The organism is Mesorhizobium sp. M7A.F.Ca.AU.002.02.1.1 (genome assembly GCF_003998535.1).
Classification (GTDB): domain Bacteria; phylum Pseudomonadota; class Alphaproteobacteria; order Rhizobiales; family Rhizobiaceae; genus Mesorhizobium; species Mesorhizobium ciceri.
The window spans coordinates 1-21196 of record NZ_RZPB01000008.1 but is presented as its reverse complement, the minus strand read 5'-3'; the positions used below and the strand labels follow the sequence as shown (position 1 = coordinate 21196).

General features: G+C 62.9%; 22 protein-coding genes. 5 read left to right on the top strand and 17 right to left on the bottom strand.

Annotated features, from left to right (window positions below):
- Positions 1–48: 48 nt before the first annotated feature.
- The 14 genes from EN879_RS01435 to EN879_RS01370 all read right to left on the bottom strand — a co-directional run bounded on the left by EN879_RS01435 (position 49) and on the right by EN879_RS01370 (position 13011).
- The gene (locus tag EN879_RS01435; RefSeq protein ID WP_063170183.1) at positions 49–672 is read right to left on the bottom strand and encodes a sarcosine oxidase subunit gamma; all 624 of its coding nucleotides are present in this window, start codon (positions 670–672) and stop codon (positions 49–51) included.
- Positions 665–3646, bottom strand: coding sequence for a sarcosine oxidase subunit alpha (locus tag EN879_RS01430; protein WP_063167613.1), 2982 nt, complete (start codon positions 3644–3646; stop codon positions 665–667). Before EN879_RS01430 ends, EN879_RS01435 begins: the two co-directional genes overlap by 8 nt.
- Positions 3646–3921 (bottom strand): sarcosine oxidase subunit delta family protein, encoded by a 276-nt coding sequence (locus EN879_RS01425; protein ID WP_024502588.1) that lies wholly within the window; start codon positions 3919–3921, stop codon positions 3646–3648. Before EN879_RS01425 ends, EN879_RS01430 begins: the two co-directional genes overlap by 1 nt.
- A gap of 16 nt (positions 3922–3937) precedes the next feature.
- Entirely contained in the window at positions 3938–5191 is a 1254-nt protein-coding gene (locus EN879_RS01420) for a sarcosine oxidase subunit beta family protein (RefSeq protein WP_013532907.1), read from the bottom strand.
- Between the two features lie 36 nt (positions 5192–5227).
- Complete coding sequence (gene glnT, locus EN879_RS01415; protein WP_063167614.1) at positions 5228–6535, bottom strand: type III glutamate--ammonia ligase; 1308 nt, start codon at positions 6533–6535, stop codon at positions 5228–5230.
- Positions 6536–6596: 61 nt separating this feature from the next.
- Positions 6597–7925 carry an FMN-binding glutamate synthase family protein gene (locus tag EN879_RS01410; RefSeq protein WP_063167615.1) on the bottom strand — a complete coding sequence of 443 codons (1329 nt, stop codon included), beginning with the start codon at positions 7923–7925 and terminating at the stop codon, positions 6597–6599.
- Positions 7926–7931: 6 nt separating this feature from the next.
- Positions 7932–8657, bottom strand: a complete 726-nt coding sequence (locus EN879_RS01405; RefSeq protein ID WP_013532905.1) for a GXGXG domain-containing protein — start codon at positions 8655–8657, stop codon at positions 7932–7934.
- 4 nt (positions 8658–8661) lie between these two features.
- The gene (locus EN879_RS01400) at positions 8662–9558 is read right to left on the bottom strand and encodes a glutamine amidotransferase family protein (RefSeq protein WP_063167616.1); all 897 of its coding nucleotides are present in this window, start codon (positions 9556–9558) and stop codon (positions 8662–8664) included.
- Between the two features lie 105 nt (positions 9559–9663).
- The gene (locus EN879_RS01395; RefSeq protein WP_063167617.1) at positions 9664–9987 is read right to left on the bottom strand and encodes a hypothetical protein; all 324 of its coding nucleotides are present in this window, start codon (positions 9985–9987) and stop codon (positions 9664–9666) included.
- Positions 9984–10673, bottom strand: a complete 690-nt coding sequence (locus EN879_RS01390) for a hypothetical protein (protein ID WP_024502593.1) — start codon at positions 10671–10673, stop codon at positions 9984–9986. Before EN879_RS01390 ends, EN879_RS01395 begins: the two co-directional genes overlap by 4 nt.
- A 45-nt stretch (positions 10674–10718) precedes the next feature.
- On the bottom strand, positions 10719–12122 hold the full coding sequence (locus EN879_RS01385; RefSeq protein ID WP_024502594.1) for an amino acid permease: 1404 nt from the start codon (positions 12120–12122) through the stop codon (positions 10719–10721).
- A gap of 14 nt (positions 12123–12136) precedes the next feature.
- The gene (locus EN879_RS01380) at positions 12137–12298 is read right to left on the bottom strand and encodes a hypothetical protein (RefSeq protein ID WP_013532900.1); all 162 of its coding nucleotides are present in this window, start codon (positions 12296–12298) and stop codon (positions 12137–12139) included.
- A 35-nt stretch (positions 12299–12333) separates the two neighbouring features.
- Entirely contained in the window at positions 12334–12711 is a 378-nt protein-coding gene (locus tag EN879_RS01375) for a hypothetical protein (protein WP_013532899.1), read from the bottom strand.
- 12 nt (positions 12712–12723) lie between these two features.
- A complete protein-coding gene (locus EN879_RS01370) occupies positions 12724–13011 on the bottom strand; it encodes a hypothetical protein (RefSeq protein WP_013532898.1) in 288 nt (95 codons plus the stop codon).
- 286 nt (positions 13012–13297) lie between these two features.
- Here EN879_RS01370 and EN879_RS01365 point away from each other — a divergent pair, with 286 nt between their 5' ends.
- The 4 genes from EN879_RS01365 to EN879_RS01350 all read left to right on the top strand — a co-directional run bounded on the left by EN879_RS01365 (position 13298) and on the right by EN879_RS01350 (position 17182).
- On the top strand, positions 13298–14431 hold the full coding sequence (locus EN879_RS01365) for an aminomethyltransferase family protein (protein ID WP_063167618.1): 1134 nt from the start codon (positions 13298–13300) through the stop codon (positions 14429–14431).
- A gap of 142 nt (positions 14432–14573) precedes the next feature.
- A complete protein-coding gene (locus tag EN879_RS01360) occupies positions 14574–15170 on the top strand; it encodes a dimethylamine monooxygenase subunit DmmA family protein (protein ID WP_063167619.1) in 597 nt (198 codons plus the stop codon).
- On the top strand, positions 15167–16132 hold the full coding sequence (locus EN879_RS01355; RefSeq protein WP_063167620.1) for a PDR/VanB family oxidoreductase: 966 nt from the start codon (positions 15167–15169) through the stop codon (positions 16130–16132). The genes EN879_RS01360 and EN879_RS01355 overlap by 4 nt, the downstream gene beginning before the upstream one ends.
- Before the next feature lie 9 nt (positions 16133–16141).
- Positions 16142–17182, top strand: a complete 1041-nt coding sequence (locus EN879_RS01350) for a DUF3445 domain-containing protein (RefSeq protein WP_063167621.1) — start codon at positions 16142–16144, stop codon at positions 17180–17182.
- A 54-nt stretch (positions 17183–17236) separates the two neighbouring features.
- Here the strand turns inward: EN879_RS01350 and EN879_RS01345 are convergent, their stop codons facing one another.
- A complete protein-coding gene (locus EN879_RS01345) occupies positions 17237–17953 on the bottom strand; it encodes an XRE family transcriptional regulator (protein ID WP_013532893.1) in 717 nt (238 codons plus the stop codon).
- Positions 17954–18271: 318 nt separating this feature from the next.
- On the opposite strand from EN879_RS01345, the gene EN879_RS01340 reads away from it, so the two are divergent.
- The gene (locus tag EN879_RS01340) at positions 18272–19630 is read left to right on the top strand and encodes an NAD(P)/FAD-dependent oxidoreductase (protein ID WP_013532892.1); all 1359 of its coding nucleotides are present in this window, start codon (positions 18272–18274) and stop codon (positions 19628–19630) included.
- A gap of 13 nt (positions 19631–19643) precedes the next feature.
- Here EN879_RS01340 and EN879_RS01335 read toward each other — a convergent pair whose 3' ends face one another.
- Positions 19644–20021 (bottom strand): GFA family protein, encoded by a 378-nt coding sequence (locus EN879_RS01335; RefSeq protein WP_063167622.1) that lies wholly within the window; start codon positions 20019–20021, stop codon positions 19644–19646.
- A gap of 29 nt (positions 20022–20050) precedes the next feature.
- On the bottom strand, positions 20051–21196 hold a 1146-nt coding region (locus EN879_RS01330), incomplete at its 5' end, for an ABC transporter permease subunit (protein WP_127273924.1).

Sequence of the window (21196 nt, the reverse complement as noted above, 5' to 3'; positions counted from 1 at the left end):
CGCTTTGCCTTCTCCCCTTGTTGTGGGAGAAGGGAAGACTAGCCAAGGCTAAGCCAGTCTCTCTGTATGGTTGATGTCGACGCCGTACTCCGCGCCCGAATCCAGCATCGTATGCCAAAGGCTCTCGGCAAACGTCGCAAACATCAGAACGTTGAACACCGCCTGCCCATCCGTCCGATCACTGTCGCGCCAGAGCGTGACGCTGGTGTGATCCATCGACGTCGCGGCGGCGGCGCCAACCGGAAACGAATCGGGATGCAAATCGATCGACGACAGTTTCGCCAGCATTGTCCGCGCCTTGGCGCCGGAGATGCTGACCAGAACCCGCGCATGCGACTGGTCCGACAGCGAGCCGGACAATGCGGGCTCCAGCGTCTGCATCGTGTGCTTGCCGCCCTTCGACAGCACGAAGAACTGGTCCGGTCCCGACCAGATCAGCGTTGCGTCCGAAGTCCGCACCGCCTTCGGCGCATCAGGGACAGCAACACCAAACCGAGCCTTGGCGGCTTGTCCCAGCTCGGCCGCCTGGCCGCGCCGCGCCATCCCCTGGATCAGATCAAAATTGCGGATCTCGGTCAGCGAAATGCCGGCCTCGATACCGCGTGCGCCATCTGTACCGGTGACAAGCGCATGCTCGAGTGGGCTGCGAGAAACCCAGGAAAACTCAACCACGCTGGCGCCCTCCATCCGGGTCGTAGAAGACGGGATTGCAGAGTTCGACGTCATAGTCTTCGCCGCGCAATGGATCATGCGCGTGCACGATCTCGCCGATGCGTTCGCGGCCGCGTTCGACAAGCGCGAGCCCGATCCACTGATCCAACGTCGGCGAGAAGCAGACCGAGGTGACATAGCCCTGGTCGTTGCCGGGGCCGGGCGTCTGCCCCTTCGGGATGATGTGTGCGCCGGAGCGCAACCGGCGTGTCTCGTCCGTCGGCTTGATGCCGACGACGACCTGGCGATCTGGGGCTACCAGCGCCTCGCGTCCGGCCATGACGCGGCCGATATAGTCTTTCTTGGTCGACATCATCTTGCCCAGACCAAGATCGGCCGCTGTCGTCGTGCCGCTCAGTTCCGGTCCGGCGATGTGGCCCTTTTCGACGCGCATGACGCCGAGCGCCTCGGTGCCGTAAGGCGTCACGCCGAATGGCGCGCCGGCCAGCATCAGATTGCGTGCCATCGCATCACCGAAGCGTGCCGGTACCGAGATCTCGAAGGCCATTTCGCCGGAGAACGAGATGCGGAACAGCCGCGCCTTGAGGCCGCCGCGCAACGTCACTTCGCGCGCGCCCATGAACGGAAAGCCTTCGTTGGAAAGGTCCTCGGACTCATCAACGATCTGTTTCAGCAACTCCCGCGCGCTCGGTCCGGCGATCGAGAACTGCGCCCACTGGTCGGAGACGGAAGTGAGCTGCACGTCGAGCTCCGGGAACAGCACCTGGCGGCAGAATTCGAGATGCTGCATCACCAGACCGGCCTTGGCCGTGGTGGTGGTGAGAAAATAGTGGTCTTCGGCCAGCCGCGACGTGGTGCCGTCGTCATAGACGATGCCGTCCTCGCGCAGCATCAGACCGTAGCGCGCCTTGCCCACTGCAAGACTGGAGAAGGTGTTGATGTAGACGCGGTCGAGGAAGGCGCCGGCATCCGGACCGTGCACGTCGATCTTGCCGAGCGTCGAGACATCGCAGAATCCGACGCCTGAGCGCACCGCCTTGACCTCGCGCGTCACCGATTCCAGCCAGTCCTTCTCGCCCGCGCGGGGGTACCACTGCGCCCGCTTCCACAGGCCGGTGTCGACGAAGACAGCACCTTGTTCCACGGCCCAGTGATGCGACGGCGTCAGCCGCGTCGCATGGAAAGTCTCGTCGCGGTGATGGCCGGCGAAGGCGCCGATGGCGACGGGCACGTAAGGCGGCCGGTAGATCGTTGTCCCGGTCTCGGGGATCGAACGGCCGCTGACCGCAGCCATGATGGCGAGGCCGGCGACATTCGAGGTCTTGCCCTGGTCGGTCGCCATGCCGAGCGTGGTGTAGCGCTTCAGATGCTCGACCGATTCAAAACCCTCGCGCTGCGCCAGCTCGATGTCGGACGCGGTGACGTCGTGTTGCTGGTCGACAAAGGCTTTGCCCTTGCCGGCGACATGCCAGAGCGGCGTCAGCGAAAAAGCCTCGTCATCGGCGGCAGGCGCGGCGCCCGCCGTACCATTGTGCCCCGTGTCACGGGCCGCTGCCGCGCCAGCGGCAAATCCCTGGCTCAGGCAGGCGCCGAGCCCGAAATCGCCATTGGCGGCACCCGCGGCGACCATGCCTGGAGGCGCGCCGTCGGGCACGAAGGCGGAGATGTCGCTGCGCCATTTCGGCCGGCCGCGATGATAGGAGGTCAGCCCGACCGCCGGGTTCCAGCCGCCGGAAACGGCGAGCCCGTCCGCTTCGACCTCGGCGCGCGCGCCGCCGGTCAGCGACACCGCGATTTTCCTGACGCCATCCTTGCCGCCGTCGATGCCACTGACGGAACCGTGCAGCACCGGGAAGCCGCCCTTCGAGGCCAGCGAACGATGCGCCGGCGATATTTCGGGCCGTGCATCGATGACCGCCGCTATCTGCAGGCCGGCACCGAGCGCCGTCTCGACGGTGCGCCAGCCGTCCTCATTGTTGGTGAAAAGTGCGATCCGCTTTGCCGGTGTAGCGGCGTAGCGCGCGACATAGGTGCGCATGGCGGAGGCCATCATCACGCCGGGCGTGTCGTTGCCGGCAAAGACGATCGGCCGTTCGATGGCGCCGGCTGCCACGACGCAGCGCTTCGCCACGATCCGCCACAGGCGCTGGCGCACCTGGTGCTCGGGCGGCGAGGGCAAATGGTCGTTGACCCGCTCAATGGCGCCATAGGTGCCGCCATCGTAGACGCCGAACAGCGTCGTGCGGGTCATGACGCGGACGTCGGGCATACCAGCCAGTTCAGCCAGCGTCCGCGAAATCCACTCGGCCGCAGGTTCGCCGTCGATCATTCCGCCATCCGACAGCAGACGGCCGCCGAGGACAAAATCCTCCTCGCACAGGATGACGCGGGCGCCTGCGCGGCCGGCTGCCAACGCCGCGGCCAGACCAGCCGGGCCGGAGCCGGCGATCAGCACGTCGCAATGCGCCCATGCCTTGTCGTAGTGGTCGGGATCGGCAAGGCCGGCGGCACGGCCAAGGCCTGCGGCGCGGCGGATCGCCGGCTCATAGATCGCTTCCCAGAACTTCGCCGGCCACATGAATGTCTTGTAGTAGAAGCCGGCAACGAAGATCGGCGCGAACAGCTGGTTGACCGACATCACGTCGTGGCGCAGCGACGGCCAACGGTTCTGGCTGGCGGCCTCGAGCCCGTCATAGAGTTCGGCCGTCGTCGCCTTGGTGTTCGGCTCGCGCCGTGCCCCGGTGCGCAGCTCAACCAGCGCATTGGGTTCTTCCGAGCCCGCAGTCAGGATGCCGCGCGGGCGATGGTATTTGAATGAGCGGCCGACCAGCTTGACGCCGTTGGCGATCAGCGCCGAGGCGAGCGTGTCGCCCTGGAAGCCGGAGAAAGCCTTGCCGTCGAAACGGAAGTTCAGCGGTGCCGAGCGGTCGACAAGCCCGCGATTGCCGAGCCGGTGTGTCTGCGCGCCGGCCATCACGCACCAACCTTCGCAGCGCCGGCACCAGCCGCCGGTTCGATGGAGGAAATCTCGTGCGTCAGCGTGTTGCGGGTGACCTTCAGCCAAGCCCGGCAACCACCGCCATGGTACCAATATTCGCTGGTCGCGCCGGCGACATTGTCGCGCAGATAGACATAGTCGAAGACCTCGTCTTCCGAGGCGCCGGCCTCGGGCCGCACCGGCTTGGCGTCGCCGAGATAGGTGAACTCGCCGAGTTCGCGTTCACCGCAGAAAGGACAGGCAATGCGCATTTCTTCTAAACCGCCTTCAATGCAGGTTCGGTTGGGCGCCCTGGCCCTTTTCGTCGATCATGGCGCCAGTTCGGAACCGGTCTAGGCGGAACCGTGCCGCTTCTTCATGCGACTCGTCGCGAGCCAGGAGGTGCGCAAAGACAAAACCGGACCCTGGCGTCGCCTTGAAGCCGCCATAGCACCAGCCCGCGTTGAGATAGAGCCCGTCGACGGGCGTCTTGTCGATGATCGGTGAACCATCCATCGACATGTCCATGATGCCGCCCCACTGGCGCAGCAGGCGCACGCGGCCGATCATCGGCATCAGCGCCATGCCGCCCTCGCAGACGTCTTCCATCACAGGCATGTTGCCGCGCTGGGCGTAGGAATTGTAGCCGTCTATATCGCCGCCGAAGACGAGGCCGCCCTTGTCGGACTGGCTGACGTAGAAATGGCCGGCGCCGAAGGTCATGACGCCCGGGATGAGCGGCTTGATCGCCTCGGAGACGAAGGCCTGCAGCACGTGGCTCTCGATCGGCAGGCGCAGACCGGCCATTGCTGCGACGCGCGACGAGGAGCCGGCGACCGCCATGCCAACCTTTCCGGCGCCGATCTTGCCGCGCGACGTCTCGACGCCGGTCACCTTGCCATTGGCGTCCCTGACAAAACCGGTGACTTCGCAATTCTGGATGATGTCGACGCCGAGTTCGCTCGCCGCATGCGCATAGCCCCAGACCACCGCATCGTGCCGCGCCGTGCCGCCGCGCCGCTGCAACAGCCCGCCTTGCACGGGAAAGCGCGCATTGTCGAAGTTCAGGAACGGGATCATCTTCCTGACGGCAGCGAGGTCGAGCAGTTCGGCGTCGATGCCGTTGATGCGCATAGTGTTGCCGCGCCGCGCATAGGCGTCGCGCTGCGCATCGGAATGGTAGAGGTTGATGACGCCGCGCTGGCTGACCATCGCATTGTAGTTGAGGTCCTGCTCCATCCGCTCCCACAGCTTCATCGACAATTCGTAGAAGCCGGTGTTGCCGGGCAGACCGTAATTGGAGCGGATGATGGTGGTGTTGCGGCCGGCATTGCCGGAGCCGATCCAGCCTTTTTCGAGCACGGCGACATTCTTGATGCCGTACTCGCTGGCGAGGAACCAGGCGGTGGCCAGCCCGTGCCCGCCGCCGCCGATGATCACCACGTCGTAGCGATCCTTCGGCGTGGCGTCGCGCCAGGTGCGCTGCCAGTTCTTGTGGCCGGACAGGGCGGCACGAGCGAGCGAGAAGATCGAATATTTCATCAGTTCATTCCGAGGTCGCTCGCGTCGCGCTGGTGGTCAAATATCCAGCGTGTGGTCGCGCTCCCATTGCGTGAAGTGCGAAGCATAGGAATTCCATTCCTGGTGCTTCAGCTTTAGGTAGGCCGACGAGAAATCCTCACCCAGCGCCGCCTTGAGCGATTTGTCCTTGTCGAACTCGCGCAAGGCGTCGAGCAGGTTGAGCGGCAGTTTTGGCGCGCCCTTTACCGTATGGCCATGCTGGTACATGTCGATGTCGTAGCGCTTGCCAGGATCGGCCTTCGAGCGAATGCCGTCGAGGCCGGCGGCGATGATGACCGCTTGCAGGAGATAGGGATTGGCGGCGCCATCCGGCAGCCGCAGCTCGAAGCGGCCGGGGCCGGGCACCCGCACCATGTGGGTGCGGTTGTTGCCGGTCCAGGTCACCGTGTTCGGTGCCCAGGTCGCGCCCGAAATGGTGCGCGGCGCGTTGATGCGCTTGTAGGAATTCACCGTCGGGTTGGTGATCGCGGCCAGTGCGGAGGCATGTTTCATGATGCCGCCGAGGAAATTCCTGCCCTTGGCCGACAGGCCGAGCTCCATCGAATTGTCGGCGAAGACGTTGGTCTTGCCGGCCTTGTCCCAGACCGAGATATGCGCATGGCAGCCATTGCCGGTCAGGCCCTGGAAGGGCTTCGGCATGAAGGTCGCGCGCAGGCCATGCTTTTCCGCGATCGACTTGACCATGAATTTGAAGAACGAGTGCTTGTCGGCGGTCGCCAGCGCGTCGTCGAAGGCCCAGTTCATCTCGAACTGGCCGTTGGCGTCCTCATGGTCGTTCTGATAGGCGCCCCAGCCGAGCGCCAGCATGTGGTCGCAGATCTCGGCGATGACGTCGTAGCGCCGCATCACCGCTTGCTGGTCGTAGCAGGGTTTTGAGGCCGTGTCGTATTCGTCGGAGATCGTCTTGCCGTCAGGCGAGATCAGGAAGAACTCGGCCTCGACGCCGGTCTTGACATGCATGCCGTCGCTGGCGGCTTCCGCGATCAGCCGCTTCAGTGTGTTGCGCGGCGCCTGGTCGACCTCCTTGTCGTCCATGATGCAGTTGGCCGCCACCCAGGCGACCTCAGGCTTCCACGGCAGCTGGATCACCGAATCCGGATCCGGCACCGCAAGCATGTCGGGATGCGCCGGCGTCAGGTCCAGCCATGTGGCGAAACCGGCAAAGCCGGCGCCGTCCTTCTGCATGTCTGATATCGCCTGCGCCGGCACCAGCTTGGCACGCTGGCCACTGAACAGGTCAGTGTAGGAAATCATGAAATATTTGACGTTTTTCGCCCTTGCGAATTCAGCAAGATCAGTTGCCACGGTAGTTCCCCATTTTTATCGATTGTTGTTCCCGAGTATGCGGGAATCGGCCCTTCGTTGATCAGAAGCCGTTCTTCCCCGGTATCCAGTTGGTGCCGGCCAGCGGCACGCCGGCCATGGCGGCTGCCTCGATCGTCAGCGCGACCAGGTCCTCGGGTTCGAGATTGTGCAGGCTGTTCTTGCCGCACGCGCGGGCGATCGTTTGAGCCTCAAGCGTCATCACCTTGAGGTAGTTCGCCAGCCGGCGCCCGGCAGTCACCGGATCGACCCGCTTCATCAGTTCCGGATCCTGCGTGGTGATGCCGGCGGGGTCGCGCCCCTCGTGCCAATCGTCATAGGCGCCGGCCGTGGTGCCAAGCTCGTTGTACTCCGCCTCCCAGCGCGGATCGTTGTCGCCGAGCGCGACAAGGGCCGCCGTGCCGATCGAGACCGCGTCGACGCCGAGCGCCAGCGCCTTGGCGACATCGGCGCCGTTGCGAATGCCGCCGGAGACGATCAACTGCACCTTGCGGTGCATGCCGAGGTCCTGCAGCGCCTGCACGGCCGGCCTGATGCAGGCAAGCGTCGGCTGGCCGACATTTTCGATGAACACTTCCTGGGTGGCGGCGGTGCCGCCCTGCATGCCGTCGACGACAACGACATCGGCGCCGGCCTTCACGGCAAGCGCCGTGTCATAATAGGGGCGCGCGCCGCCGACCTTGACGTAGATCGGTTTTTCCCAGTCGGTGATTTCGCGCAATTCGAGGATCTTGATCTCGAGATCGTCGGGTCCGGTCCAGTCGGGATGGCGTGAGGCCGAGCGCTGGTCGATGCCTTTCGGCAGCGTGCGCATTTCGGCGACACGATCCGAAATCTTCTGGCCAAGCAGCATGCCGCCGCCACCCGGCTTGGCGCCCTGGCCGACGACGACCTCGATCGCATCGGCGCGGCGCAGATCGCGCAGGTTCATGCCGTAGCGCGACGGCAGATATTGATAGACCAGTTGCTTGGAATGGCCGCGCTCCTCCTCGGTCATGCCGCCGTCGCCCGTCGTGGTCGAGGTGCCCGACAGGGTAGCGCCGCGTCCGAGCGCTTCCTTGGCCGGACCCGACAGCGAGCCGAAGCTCATGCCGGCAATGGTGATCGGAATCTTCAACTCGATCGGCTTCTTGGCATGGCGAGAGCCGAGCACGACCGATGTGTCGCAGCGCTCGCGATAGCCTTCGAGCGGGTAACGCGAGATCGAGGCGCCGAGGAACAGTAGGTCGTCGAAATGCGGCAGCTTGCGCTTGGCGCCGGCGCCACGGATGTCATAGATGCCGGTCGCCGCGGCACGGCGGATCTCGGAAAGCGTGTAGTCGTCGAAGGTCGCGGATTTGCGCGGCGTCGTCGGCGGGTTCCTGTAGGTCATGCTGCCTCAATACGCGTCGGCGTTGTCGATATTGAAATTATAGAGGGTACGCGCCGAGCCGTAGCGCTTGAACTCCGACGGCTTGACGCCGGTGACGCCGGCGCGGTCGAGCAGGCCCTGCAGCAATTCCAGATGCTCGGTCCGCATTTCCTTGGCGATGCAGTCGGCGCCGAGGCTGTCGACCTTGCCGCGCACGAAGAGCCGCGCCTCGTAGATGGAATCGCCGAGCGCATCGCCGGCATCGCCCAACACCACCAGATTGCCTGACTGCGCCATGAAGGCCGACATATGGCCGATATTTCCATGCACGACGATATCGATGCCCTTCATCGAAATGCCGCAGCGCGACGAGGCGTTGCCTTCGATGACCAGCAGGCCGCCCTTGCCGGTGGCGCCGGCATACTGGCTGGCGTCGCCTTTGATGGTGATCGAGCCCGACATCATGTTCTCGCCGACTCCAGGCCCTGCCGAGCCATGCACGGTAATGGTGCTGCCGGAATTCATGCCGCCGCAGTAATAGCCGACGCTGCCGCGCACATCGATGGCAACAGGCTGGTCGACGCCAACGGCCACCGAATGGCTGCCTTTCGGGTTCAGCACTTCCCATGCCGTTTCGTTCGAGCCGGGAGCCAGATTGTGCAGCGCCTGGTTGAGTTCGCGCAGCGACAACTGGTCGAGATCGAAGACCCGAGGGTCGTGTGCCGCGGTTTTTGAAAGCGTGGTTGCCGGCATGAACTCAATGCTCCCAGAAATAGACGGTTGCGGGCTCGGGTTCCCAGACCCTCGCATTGTCTATGCCGGGCAGTTTGGTCAGCGCGCGATATTCCGAGCCGAAGGCGACATATTGGTCGGTTTCGGCCATCACGGCTGGCTTGCAGGCAATCGGATCGCGCACCACGCCAAAGCCGTTCTTGGTGCCGACGACGAAGGTGAAGAAGCCGTCGAGGTCGGAGAGCGTGCCTTCCAGCGCCTCGCCGAGATTCTTGCCATGCGCCATCTGTGACGAGAGATAGGCGGCAGCGACTTCGGTGTCGTTCTCGGTTTCGAAGGTCATGCCTTCGCGGATCAGTTCGCGGCGGACATTGTTGTGGTTCGACAGCGAGCCATTGTGCACCAGGCACTGGTCGGCGCCGGTCGAGAACGGATGCGCGCCCATCGTCGTCACCGCCGATTCCGTCGCCATGCGGGTATGGCCGATGCCATGTGTGCCGGTCATCTTGCGGACATCGAAGCGATCGACGACTGCCTCGGGCAGGCCGACTTCCTTGTAGATCTCGACCACGTCGCCGGCGCCCATGATGCGGATGTCGGGGCGCAGCGCCTGGATGGTTTCGCGCGCTTCATCGATCTTCGCGGGGGTGGTCCTGACGACTGCATGGGTGGATTTCACCGCGATCGTCACCGGCGTGCCGATGGCCTTGGCGAGCTCCGCCTCGAGGCCGCGGAAATCGCGGTCGGGCTTGGCCGACTGGATGGTGATCTTGGCCTCATTCTTGGACGGCGCGCCATAGATGGCGATGCCGGCGCTATCGGGACCGCGATCGCTGAGCGAGATCAGCATCTGCGACAGCATCGCGCCAAGCTGGGGTTCCAGCGACTTGTCCTTCAAAAACAGTCCGACAATTCCACACATGTCAGCCTCCCGACGTTTTGTAGCTAAGAGATCGTTTGCAACTCTGAAAATGATGTATCGAATGAGGTCCGCAAATTCAATCGTATGAAAAAAATATTCCTCTAATTACCTATGCGTCTCAATGCCGCTCTGCCCACTATCGTTGCCTTGCCGGGCGTTGTGAACCCATTTGGCGGTGCGGATGCGGGCGAGCTTGTAGGCGTCCAGGATCGACAAAGCATAGATCAGGAAGCCGCCGGCGTGACGGCCGACGAAGCTGGCATCGGGCGGCGCGATCTTGGCCGTCACCCATGCCAGGATCACCATGAAGAAAAGGAATTGAAGGCCGCGCACCGGCACGCCCAGAATGACGTGCCCGCTTCCCGGCAGCACGATTGCGGCGCCGAGAACCAGATAGGGATTGGCGGGTGCAGTGGCGGAACTGGTCATGCGGCCTGCCGTTCGCTTTTGTTGATCGCGTCGCGAAGCGCCGACACCGACATCAGCAGCCTTTCGATCAGCGCGGGATCGAGTGCGGCGTCGCCGAATTCGGCCTGCCGGAAAACGCCATAGCGCGCCCGCTCGGCTTCGGCCAGAAGCCAGACGATGCGTATACCCTTGGGCGTGATCAGCAGTTCCTTGGCGCGCCCTTCGGAAAAGATCTCGATATGGCTGGCGATCAGGCCTTGCGGAAAGCGCGCCGCCCTGCGGTCGGTGCGCAGCACCGACTCGGCGGGAAATCCCGGAGCCTTGGGCAGCGTATGCTCGAGATGATCGAAATTGGAGAAGGTCGTCGGCGAGCCCGGCCGCATCATCATGTCGAAGGTGGCTGGTACCGCGACCTCTTCGGTGATCGAAACACTGAGCCAGCGCGCCGGCAGTTTGCGCGTCGCCAGCGTATCGACGATGGTGCGCACCTGGACACGTTTGCTGTTCCAGGATCCTTCCCAGGTGATGACGCCGGCGGTGCCATCCGAAACATTGGCAGCATCGGCGATGATTGTGCGGATGCGGTCCTGCTCGACGGCGAGCGCCATCGATGCCCTGCTGCGGCTGGCACGCGCTTGCCAGGCAAGGTGGAGAACGACAACCAGGACAATGGCCCCGGCCAGCAGTGCTGATGTCAGATCGGACATTTTCTCATGCCAGGCCCGCCCGGGATCCGGACGGGCCTACTCCCATCAATAACCCTGCGGCTTTGGCCACGGCATGGTGAACTGGTCGCCGCGCCGCACGAATTTGTAACGGTAGAAGTGGAACCACAGCGAGATCAGGAAGTAGAAGGCGACCATGGCGATCAGCTGCGAGCCGAAGCCGAGGAAGATGGCGAAGAAGGTCACCACGCACAGGCAGAACAGCACCATGGCCGGGATCGGATGGAAGGGGTGGGTGTAGCCTCGGCGGATCGAGCCCAGCGGCCATTTCTTGCGGAACATGATGATGTTGATGCTCATGAACGTGTATTGCAGCACCCCCGACAGGATCGAAAAGGTGATCGCCTGGTTGAGGTCGGCGATGAAGGCGAAGGCCAGCGCGATCGGCAGCAGGAACAGGATCGAGCGATAGGGCGTGCGATATTTCGGATGCACGGCCGAGAACCATGTCGGCAGATAGCGGTCGCGGCCGAGCGAGAACCAGGCGCGCGCCGCATCGTTGATGCAGCCATTGGCCGACGCCAGCGCGGCGAGCAGCGTGGCGACGAACAACAGGTTCTCGAGCAGCGGGCTGCCGGTCAGCTTGCCGGCGTCCCACAGTGGATAGTAGGTGATGCCGAGATATTCCCAGGGCATCAGGGAGGCGCAGACATACCAGGTCATGGCCGCCGCGATCAAAAGCGTGATCATGCCGGCCATGGTGCCGTAAGGCAGCGAGCGGGCCGGGGAGCGCACTTCCTCGGCGGCCTGTGTGGTGCCTTCGATGCCGAGATAGTACCATATGCCGAACTGGAAGGCGGCGATGACGCCGATCCAGCCATAGGGAAGCGCATTGCCTGGGGTGACCAGTTCGTTCAGCTTCAGCACCGCGCCTTGCGTCCACGGGCTGACCGAAAAGAACAGGATGACGATCGAGATATAGGCGATCGCGGTGATGACGAAGTTGACGTTGAGCGTCATCAGCACGCCGCGATAGTTCAGCCACGCCAGCACGACGATGGTCGCGGCGATGAAGGAATTGTGGGTGAGCCCTTCGACGCCGGCCTTGGCGACGATGGTGTCGCCGAGCAGGATGGCGTCGGACACTTCGAGCATCGTGTAGGCAAAGACCAGGAACAGCGCGACGTTGAACGCCATCAGCGGTCCGACGATGTGCTTTGCCTGCGCATACTGGCCGCCAGCGGCGGCCACGGTCGATGTCACCTCGGAATCGATCATCGCGACCGAGGTGTAGAGCAATCCGACGACCCAGCAGACGATGAGCGCGGCCAGCGCGCCACCCTTGTCCGCCGAGAAATTCCAGCCGGTGAATTCGCCGACCAGGACGATGCCGACGCCGAGCGCCCAGACATGGGCCGGTCCGAGCACGCGCAGGAGTGAAACTCTGTCCCCTTGGACAGCCGGGGCAGCCGGTTCAAGTGCGATCGTCATTGTTCAATCCTCACTCAGATCCGGTGTTTTTCGGAAGTGGCTTCCAGTTCGCCTTCGCGCGACGAGGTCAGCACCTCTTCGGAGAAGGTCGTGTCGACCTTGAACCAGTCGTAAAGCATCCACAAAGCGAGCACGATCGAGATGCCCCAGCATGCGTAAGAGAGTGCCACCCACATGATCGTGTCCCCGAATTAAATCGTCCTCAGAACTCTTACTTGTCGTCGAATTTTTCGTTGATGACGTCGCGATATTCGCGGTCGGATGCGCGAAACAGGAAGACGAAATAGCCTATCAGCACCGCAGCCATTATGATCAGCGTCGGCCAGTCGATGACATAATGGAAGCGGTTCTGGATGATGTCGTGCGCGGTCTCGGGCGTGTAGCCGAGCTTTTCCCAGATCGAGGCCATGGTCGGGTTCTGGCCGAGCGCTTCCCACGTCTTGGCGTCGAGCGCGTCGATGGATTTCGCCGCACCGGCGAGGCCCAGTTTCAGCGGCAGCCACAGCGCCACGAAAATGGCGACGACGACGACGGCGATGTCGAAAACCTGCCCGGCCTTGCTCTGCTCCGGCGGCGTGTAGCGGGACATTTCTTCTACCCCTCAGGACTTGCGGTTGCGGAATGCGTCGGCGTTCTTGATGTCGAGCCCGTAGATGAATTCCTTGTCTTCCTTGTAGTGCTTGACCATCGCCAGGATGGCGGCCGTGTTGAAGATCAGCACGGCGGCGGCGGCGATCGCGACCACGGCCTTGATGCCGCTGTGCGGGATGTAGGGCCATGTCATGAGCAGGACGAAGAGGATCGTCGCCCACAGGCAGACGATCAGGAGCGCAGATCCGCGCACGTCGGAGCGGTACAGCGCTTCGATGCGCTGTTGCATGTCTGACATCGGTTTTCCCCTTTTTCCAACGCCAGGCCCCGAATTGGCCGGCCGCTGCCCTCTTTCAAGAGAGTGAAATTTTTTTCATAAATTCAGTCCGAATCCCGCAATTGTCAAGCGCGATTTACGTGAGGTTAACTGTTTGCTTTGCGCGGTGGATTTTGCCTGACAATGAAATTAATTGCTTATGGGTATTGCGGCGTCCTGGCGTTTGCGATCAATATTCGGTCAAAGCTCCCGCCACTGCGCAGGGGGCAGGGAACAGCAGAGCATTATCGAAACGGAGGACGAGCGGATGACGGCATCCTGGAGATTTTCGACCCTGGCGGATCGCCACCGAGCGCTCGGTTCGAAGCTCGAAGACTGGAGCGGCATGGGAACCGCCTGGACCTACGACAAGGATGCCGACGAGGAGTACATCGCCATCCGCACCAAGGCTGGCCTGATGGATGTCTCCGGCCTCAAGAAGGTGCACATCACCGGGCCGCATGCTTCACACCTGATCGACCTGGCGACGACGCGCGACGTCGAAAAGATCTATCCCGGCAAGTCGGCCTATGCCTGCATGCTGAACGAGGCGGGAAAATTCACCGACGATTGCATCCTCTACCGCACCGGCCCCAATGCCTGGATGGTCGTGCATGGTTCGGGCACCGGCCATGAAGAATTGCAGCGGGCGGCTATGGGCCGCGACGTGTCGCTGCGCTTCGACGACAATCTGCACGATCTTTCGCTGCAGGGGCCAACCGCCGTCGACTATCTGGCCAAGCACGTGCCGGGCATTCGCGACCTCAACTATTTCCATCATATGCAGACGCAACTGTTCGGTTTGCCCGTCATGATCTCGCGCACCGGCTACACCGGCGAGCGCGGCTACGAGATCTTCTGCCGCGGCCAGGATGCCGGCACGATCTGGGACAGGATTCTCGACGAGGGCAAGAGCGCCGGCATCATTCCGTGCCGCTTCACCACCCTCGACATGCTGCGGGTGGAAAGCTACTTGCTGTTCTACCCCTACGACAATTCGCAGAAATACCCGTTCGAGAACGAAGGACCCGGCGACACGCTGTGGGAACTCGGCCTCGACTTCACCGTCAGCCCCGGAAAGACCGGCTTTCGCGGCGCCGAGGAGCATTATCGCCTCAAGGGTAAGGAGCGCTTCAAGATCTACGGCGTTCTGCTCGACGGCAAGGAGCCGGCCGATGAGGGTGCGCTGGTCTATCGCGACGGCAAGAAGGTGGGCGTGGTGACCTGCGCCATGTATTCGCCGCTGGTCGAGAAATCGATGGGCATCGCCCGCCTCGACGTCGACTGCGCGGTCAAGGACACCAAGCTCGAAATCCGCAACAGGAGCGGCGCCATCAAGGCCACCGCCCAGCCATTGCCATTCGACGATCCCAAGAAGACCAAGCGCACGGCGAAAGGTTGAGGCATAGTCGACGGCGAGGGGTTCGAGCAATTCCAGGAAAAGTGTGAAACGGTTTTCCGTCCGGAATTGCGTCAAAGCAAAGAGATAGAGCGGTCCGCCGTTTCTATGAAACGGTGAAGCGCTCGAAGGCACGAAGACTTAAATGGCAGCCAAAAGCATCATCAGCCGGCCTGTTTACGGAACCTTGTCTCCGCAGCCCGGCAAGCATCATCTTTTTATCGCGGATGCGGAAGGGGCGCTGGCGATAGCGGAGATGGCCGGGAGGGCGCCGCCCGGGTTTTTCGACGACGCCGACATCGTCTTCATTCCCGGGCCTGACGGCAAACACACCGCAGCCCTCGAAGCGCTGAGACCGGTGCAGTTTCATCTGTCGCCATCCTTCGCCAGCCTGCTGCCACGGCTTAGGCAGACACTGGCAAATGCGCATATGGGCCTGCGCCTCTATCTCGCCGGCACTGAGGGCCTGATCGGCCAGGCGATGCAGGTGGCGCTTGAAGCCGGCATCGACCACACTTCGATCCAGACCGAGCACCGCGGTTCGCTGGCGCGGCGCATGCAATGCGTCCACTGCAAGGGCATCACCGAGAATGTGACGACGCAGCCGGCGACCTGCGCGCATTGCGGCCTGCTGCTTCTGGTGCGCGATCATTATTCCAGGCGCATCGCGGCGTTCCAGGGCGTCTGCATCAACGCCGAGGATCGCAGCGAGATTCCTCCGATGGAGGAGGTTTTCCGATGAGCGCCGGAACAACAAAACTCGATGTCGTGGTCAGCGACGTCGTCCCGGTCAACGACCTCGTCACCCGCTTCCATTTCCGCCGGCGCGACGGCGAGTTGCTGCCGACCTTTTCCGGCGGCGCCCATGTCGTGGTCGAGATGCGCGACGGCGAACGCACCAGGCTCAACCCCTATTCGCTGATGGGCTCGCCGCTCGACACGCGCGAATACACGATCTCGGTGCGCCGCGACGATGTCGGCCGCGGCGGCTCGCTGTTCATGCACCGGAACGTCAAGCCCGGCATGGAGATGGTGGTCAGCTATCCCGTCAATCTGTTCTCGCTCGACCTGCGCGCCAAAAAACATCTGATGCTGGCCGGCGGCATCGGCATCACGCCGTTCATGGCGCAGACCGCTCAGCTTGCGGCGGAAGGCGGCAATTTCGAACTGCACTACACCTGCCGCACCGCATCGCTCGGCACCTATGCCGATGTGCTGCGCGAGCGCTACGACCGACGGGTCAGGCTCTATCATGACGACCTTGACGAGCGCATCGAACTCGACCGGCTGCTGTCGACGCAGCCGCTCGGCACGCATCTCTATGTCTGCGGCCCGGCCGGCATGATCAACTGGGTGCGTGATCGCGCGGCAAGCCTCGGTTGGCCATCGGAAACCGTGCATTTCGAGCATTTCGCGGCCCCCCAGCCTGGCCTGCCTTTCGACGTGACGCTTGCCGTCAGCGGCAAGACGATCCGCGTCGATGAGCAGCAGAGCCTGCTGGAAGCGATCGAAGCGGCCGGCGTCGATCCGCCCTATCTCTGCCGCGGCGGCGTCTGCGGCCAGTGCGAAACCAACGTCATCTCTTGCGACGGCAAGTTCATCCACAACGACCACTGGCTGAGCGAGGAAGAGCACCGTTCGGGCAAGAAGATCATGCCGTGCGTGTCGCGCTTCGAGGGCCGGTCGCTGGTCCTGGAGCGCTAGGAGGAAATCATGGGCATCACCTTTCGCAAGGAAACGTTCCGCGACGACTTCACCTTCAGGAACAGCCCTGAGCACATCAGGCGCTTCCCGTTCCCTTTCCACGAAGACGCCTACATGTATGCGGTCAACATCGAGCCGCATGTCGTCGGGCCGAAAGGCAGCGTGCTGGAAAACCTGATCGACGTCGACGAGCACTATGTCGCCGAGATGCAGGACCGGGCGCTGGTGCTGGCCGAGGACCCGCTGCGCTGCCAGTCGCTGCCGCACATGACGCTGGCCGGCTGGGACCTGCTGGAACTGCTGATGGAGCAGCAGGCGCTGGGCTATCCCGAACATTTCACACTGACCCGCGACGGCGACCGCTGGCGCTGGATCAACCGGCCGCTCGGCATCGACGACACCTTCACCTTCGGCGACACCTCGACGCTGCCTTACGGCCCGATGGAGTACATCACCCGCCAGAGCCAGGGCGACTTCTGCATCCTCGACCAGCGCGACGGCAATCTGTGGATGGATGCCGGCATGGTCACCACCCAAGCCGACTGGTCGCTCGATTTCGACATCGGCATGAACTTTTTCGAATGGCACGCGCCGGTGCCGCTGGCGCATGAGAAGGGGATTTTTGTCAGGGCGCTGAAATTCCTCACCAACATCCAGCAAGGCAAGCCGGCCAGGCGCCTGAACTGGACGATGACCATCAATCCGCGCCTCGACACCAGCCCCGAAAACTATCACAAATGGGGTCCGGACCGGGCTACGGTGACGCCGGAGAATGTCGGCGACAAAGTGCATCTGCGCGTCGAGCTGCAGAGTTTTTGGCGCCTGCCGCGCTCGAACGGCATCGTCTTTCCGATCCGCTGCTATCTGATCAAGATGGATGAGCTGGTGACGCAACCAAAATGGGCCCGGCGCCTGCACCGTGTCATCCGCGACCTGCCCGACGAACTCGGCAACTACAAGGGCCTGACCCGATATAGGTCAACGTTGGTCGAGTGGCTGTCGAAGCTCGACGACGGCAGCCCGACGAGCCCTGGGTTCGGGCCGGATTGAGCGACGCCCGCGAAGCTGCCGATCTCCCCCTCGTGGGGGGAGATCGAGTCCCGCTCAACCCGCGCTCTGCGGATAGCAGATAATCGACAAATACCGCATCGGCAGTTTCGTCAGCTGTTCCGGCCCGTGCGGCGCGTCGGCGTCGAAGAACAGGCTGTCGCCGGGCTTCATCGGGTAGAGATTGCTGCCGTGCCGGTAAACGACCTCGCCCTCGAGCATATAGAGGAATTCCATGCCCTCATGCTGGAAGGTCGGAAACACGTCGGAATCCTCGGTCAGCGTGATCAAATAGGGCTCGACGACGACGCCGCTGGTGTTGGAGCCGATATGGCCGAGCAGATTGTACTGGTGACCGGCGCGCGTGCCGCGGCGCTCGACATCGAGGCCTTGGCCGGCCTTGACGAAAACGGCGCTGCGCTCTTCCTCGAAGCGGCGGAAGAAGGCTGTCACCGGGACGCCGAGCGCCCGCGACAGCGCCTGCAAGGTGGTCAGTGACGGGGAGGTGATGCCATTCTCGATCTTCGACAGCATGCCCAGCGAAATGTCGGTGGCGACCGCCAGATCGGCGACGGTGATGCCGAGCTTCTTGCGGAAGGCGCGCACCTCGCGGCCGATCGCCACCTCCAGCACCTTTTCGCGCGTGTCGCGAATGGCATGCGGGTTCTGCGTCAGCGGCGCGCGGATGGTTTTCCCGTCGGCCGAGACCTTTGGCTGCGGCTTGGCCTTTGCACCGGCTGGACCAGCCTTGGAATCGGAAACCTTCTTCGCCATGTCGCCCCCGGCACTCCTGCGGATTTATTTCACTCTAGGTGAACATGTCAGGTGCCGATACAGCAGCGCAACTGCGACGGCAAGTCGCCTGAAAGCACATGCGCACGATCCGGCGTTTGGCCGCGTCCGGTTTTTTGCGGGAAATCCACATCGGCGGAACGTTGTTTCCGCACCGGGCTGTTGACAGCACGAAAGGGCCAATTACTGTCCCTGTGAGTGAAATTTGTTTCGTAAGAGCAATTCCGGAAAAAGCGCATAGCGCTTTCCCCTTGGGAGTTGCGTCAAGGCAAAAGTCGAAACCAGATCGGGAGGCCTGCCATGAAAAGTCGCGTTGCCGTCATCGGAGCCGGCCCATCCGGCCTGGCACAGCTCAGGGCCTTCAAATCGGCGGCCGACAAGGGCGCCGACATTCCCGAGATCGTCTGCTTCGAAAAGCAGTCGGACTGGGGCGGCCTGTGGAACTACACCTGGCGCACCGGTCTCGACGAGCATGGCGATCCGGTGCACGGTTCCATGTATCGCTATCTCTGGTCGAACGGACCAAAGGAATGCCTGGAATTCGCCGACTATACTTTCGAGGAGCACTTCGGCCGGCCGATCGGCTCCTATCCGCCGCGCGCCGTGCTGTGGGACTACATCAAGGGGCGCGTCGAGAAATCAGGCTTGCGCAAATGGGTGCGCTTCAACAGCCCGGTGCGCATGGTGACGTTTTCGGACGAGACGAAGAAATTCACCGTCACCGCGCATGACCGCACCAACGACGTCACCTACTCGGAAGAGTTCGACAATGTCGTCGTCGCCTCCGGGCATTTCTCGGTACCCAACGTGCCCTATTTCGAGGGTTTCTCCACCTTCAATGGCCGCATCCTGCACAGCCATGATTTCCGCGACGCGATGGAGTTCAAGGGCAAGGATATCCTGATCATCGGCCGCTCCTATTCGGCCGAGGACATCGGCTCGCAATGCTACAAATACGGCGCCAAATCCATCACCTCCAGCTACCGCTCGAAGCCGATGGGTTTCAAATGGCCGGAGAATTGGAAAGAGGTGCCGCTGCTGCAGAAGGTCGTCGGCAAAACCGCGCATTTCAAGGATGGCACGACCAAGGATGTCGACGCCATCATCCTGTGCACCGGGTACCTGCATTCCTTCCCCTTCCTGACCGACGATCTGAAGCTCAAGACAGCCAACCGCATGTGGCCGCTCGATCTCTATGAAGGCGTCGTCTGGGAGAAGAACCCACAGCTTTCCTATATCGGCATGCAGGATCAGTTCTACACCTTCAATATGTTCGACGCGCAGGCCTGGTTTGCCCGCGACGTCATCATGGGCCGCATCAAGCTGCCCTCGGCCGAGGCGATGGCCGCTCACGGCGCGAAGTGGCGCGCGCGTGAGGAAACGCTGGAAGACGCCGAGCAGATGATCTGGTTCCAGGGCGACTACACCAAGGAATTGATGGACCAGACCGATTATCCCGGTTTCGACGTCGAGGCGGTCAACCAGACCTTCATGGAATGGGAACACCACAAGGGCGAAGACATTATGAGCTTCCGCGACCACGCCTACCGCTCGCTGATGACCGGCACCATGGCGCCGCTGCATCATACGCCGTGGCTGCAGGCGCTCGATGATTCGATGGAGAGCTATCTTGAGGTGAAGGGCGTTGCGGCGGAATAACGAGTGGGCGCCGTCAGGCCGGCGCCTCGACCCAACCGTGGCGACTCTCGCCATAGACAGACTGCGTCGGCGCCGGAAATGCCGGGTCTCCGAAGCAGCCGACTGCGACGGCTACCGCCGCCGGTTTTCGTGACGGATACCAGAAGACCGTTGAGCCGCACGTTCCGCAGAAATGAAAGGTGACGGGAAAGCCGCTGTCGGAATCGCGTTGGAATGTCTGGAATGAGCCGCTGATCTCGGTCTCGGCGGCATCGAAGAAAGCGGCGATCCCGAACGGAGTGCCGGTCCGCCGCTGACAGTCCAGGCAATGGCAAAGCGAGACCTTGGCCGGCTCTTGCGGGCAGCGGATCTGCAATTGGCCGCAGGTGCAGTGAGCGATCCGGCCAGTCATCATTCTCTCCTGTATCGGGGCGGCTAATCCTAACCCAGCCTTGCGCGCGCCTTCGCCGTCCAGGCGTTGAACAGCCGGTCGGCGACGATGCCGATGAAGGCGATGGCGAGACCGGCGACGATGCCGCGGCCGGAATCGGCCTTGGACAGCGCGATGAACACTTCCTGGCCGAGATCGCGGGTGCCGACCATGGCGCAGATGATGATCATTGCCAGCGCCATCAGGATCGTCTGGTTGACGCCCAGCATGATTTCCGGCAGCGCCAGCGGCAGTTGCACGCGAAAGAAGGTCTGGCGCGGCGTGCAGCCCGACACCTTGGCCGCCTCGATCAGCGCCGGCGGCACCTGCCTGATGCCGTGATTGGTGTAGCGGATCGCCGGCACCACGGCGAAGGCGATCGTCGCGATCATCGCGGTGACGTCGCCGACCCGAAACAGCATCACCACCGGGATGATGAAGCAGAAGGATGGCAGCACCTGCAGCGTATCGATGACCGGCGTGACGATCTTCTCGAACCGGTCGCTGCGCGAAGCCATCAGCCCGATCGGGATGCCGATCAGGCAGGCGATGAAGGCCGAAATACCGCAGAGATAGACCGTCGCCATGGTCTTTTCCCACAGGCCGGTGATGGCGCAGAAGGCGGTCAGCGCGGCGACGAGGACGGCGAGACGCAGGCCGGAGAGTTGATAGCCGGCAAGGCCGAGCAGGAAGACGGCGCCGAGCCACGGAAAGCCCTCGCAAAAGGCGCGCAGCGGGTTCAGCAGATTGAGGATGAGCGCCACGCGAAACGCTTCGATCGTGTCGAAGAAATTGATGGTCACCCAGTTCACCGCCGCCTTCCACAGCGGCGCCGTGGTGAAAGTGATCGCTTTCGGCACCACTGCCAAGGCCGGCACGAACAGACCGGACAGTGTTGTCACGACAAGGATGGCGATGGCCAGCGTCAGGTTGGGGTAGCGCCGCCAGAGGCTCGGGCTTACCTCCTGATGGACATGGCCCTTTGCTTGGCTGTGCGCGATGGCCTGGCTCAGCCGGTCGAGTGCGATGGCGAGTGCCACAATGGCAAGGCCGGCTTCCATCGCCTCGCCGACCTTCAGCGCGCGTAGCGCCAGGAGCACGTCGTAGCCGAGGCCGCCGGCACCGATCATCGAAGCGATGATCACCATGTTCAGCGC

What these genes read in the sequence shown, in the direction of transcription:
- EN879_RS01360 (WP_063167619.1), top strand. Translation starts at nt 14,574, where the DNA reads ATGGCAGCCAAAAGCATCATCAGCCGGCCTGTTTACGGAACCTTGTCT.
- EN879_RS01425 (WP_024502588.1), bottom strand. Translation starts at nt 3,921, where the DNA reads ATGCGCATTGCCTGTCCTTTCTGCGGTGAACGCGAACTCGGCGAGTTC.
- EN879_RS01420 (WP_013532907.1), bottom strand. Translation starts at nt 5,191, where the DNA reads ATGAAATATTCGATCTTCTCGCTCGCTCGTGCCGCCCTGTCCGGCCAC.
- EN879_RS01345 (WP_013532893.1), bottom strand. Translation starts at nt 17,953, where the DNA reads ATGGCGAAGAAGGTTTCCGATTCCAAGGCTGGTCCAGCCGGTGCAAAG.
- EN879_RS01375 (WP_013532899.1), bottom strand. Translation starts at nt 12,711, where the DNA reads ATGTCCCGCTACACGCCGCCGGAGCAGAGCAAGGCCGGGCAGGTTTTC.
- EN879_RS01385 (WP_024502594.1), bottom strand. Translation starts at nt 12,122, where the DNA reads ATGACGATCGCACTTGAACCGGCTGCCCCGGCTGTCCAAGGGGACAGA.
- EN879_RS01355 (WP_063167620.1), top strand. Translation starts at nt 15,167, where the DNA reads ATGAGCGCCGGAACAACAAAACTCGATGTCGTGGTCAGCGACGTCGTC.
- EN879_RS01350 (WP_063167621.1), top strand. Translation starts at nt 16,142, where the DNA reads ATGGGCATCACCTTTCGCAAGGAAACGTTCCGCGACGACTTCACCTTC.
- EN879_RS01335 (WP_063167622.1), bottom strand. Translation starts at nt 20,021, where the DNA reads ATGACTGGCCGGATCGCTCACTGCACCTGCGGCCAATTGCAGATCCGC.
- EN879_RS01370 (WP_013532898.1), bottom strand. Translation starts at nt 13,011, where the DNA reads ATGTCAGACATGCAACAGCGCATCGAAGCGCTGTACCGCTCCGACGTG.
- EN879_RS01380 (WP_013532900.1), bottom strand. Translation starts at nt 12,298, where the DNA reads ATGTGGGTGGCACTCTCTTACGCATGCTGGGGCATCTCGATCGTGCTC.
- EN879_RS01400 (WP_063167616.1), bottom strand. Translation starts at nt 9,558, where the DNA reads ATGTGTGGAATTGTCGGACTGTTTTTGAAGGACAAGTCGCTGGAACCC.
- EN879_RS01430 (WP_063167613.1), bottom strand. Translation starts at nt 3,646, where the DNA reads ATGGCCGGCGCGCAGACACACCGGCTCGGCAATCGCGGGCTTGTCGAC.
- EN879_RS01395 (WP_063167617.1), bottom strand. Translation starts at nt 9,987, where the DNA reads ATGACCAGTTCCGCCACTGCACCCGCCAATCCCTATCTGGTTCTCGGC.
- EN879_RS01365 (WP_063167618.1), top strand. Translation starts at nt 13,298, where the DNA reads ATGACGGCATCCTGGAGATTTTCGACCCTGGCGGATCGCCACCGAGCG.
- EN879_RS01410 (WP_063167615.1), bottom strand. Translation starts at nt 7,925, where the DNA reads ATGACCTACAGGAACCCGCCGACGACGCCGCGCAAATCCGCGACCTTC.
- EN879_RS01340 (WP_013532892.1), top strand. Translation starts at nt 18,272, where the DNA reads ATGAAAAGTCGCGTTGCCGTCATCGGAGCCGGCCCATCCGGCCTGGCA.
- EN879_RS01390 (WP_024502593.1), bottom strand. Translation starts at nt 10,673, where the DNA reads ATGTCCGATCTGACATCAGCACTGCTGGCCGGGGCCATTGTCCTGGTT.
- EN879_RS01405 (WP_013532905.1), bottom strand. Translation starts at nt 8,657, where the DNA reads ATGCCGGCAACCACGCTTTCAAAAACCGCGGCACACGACCCTCGGGTC.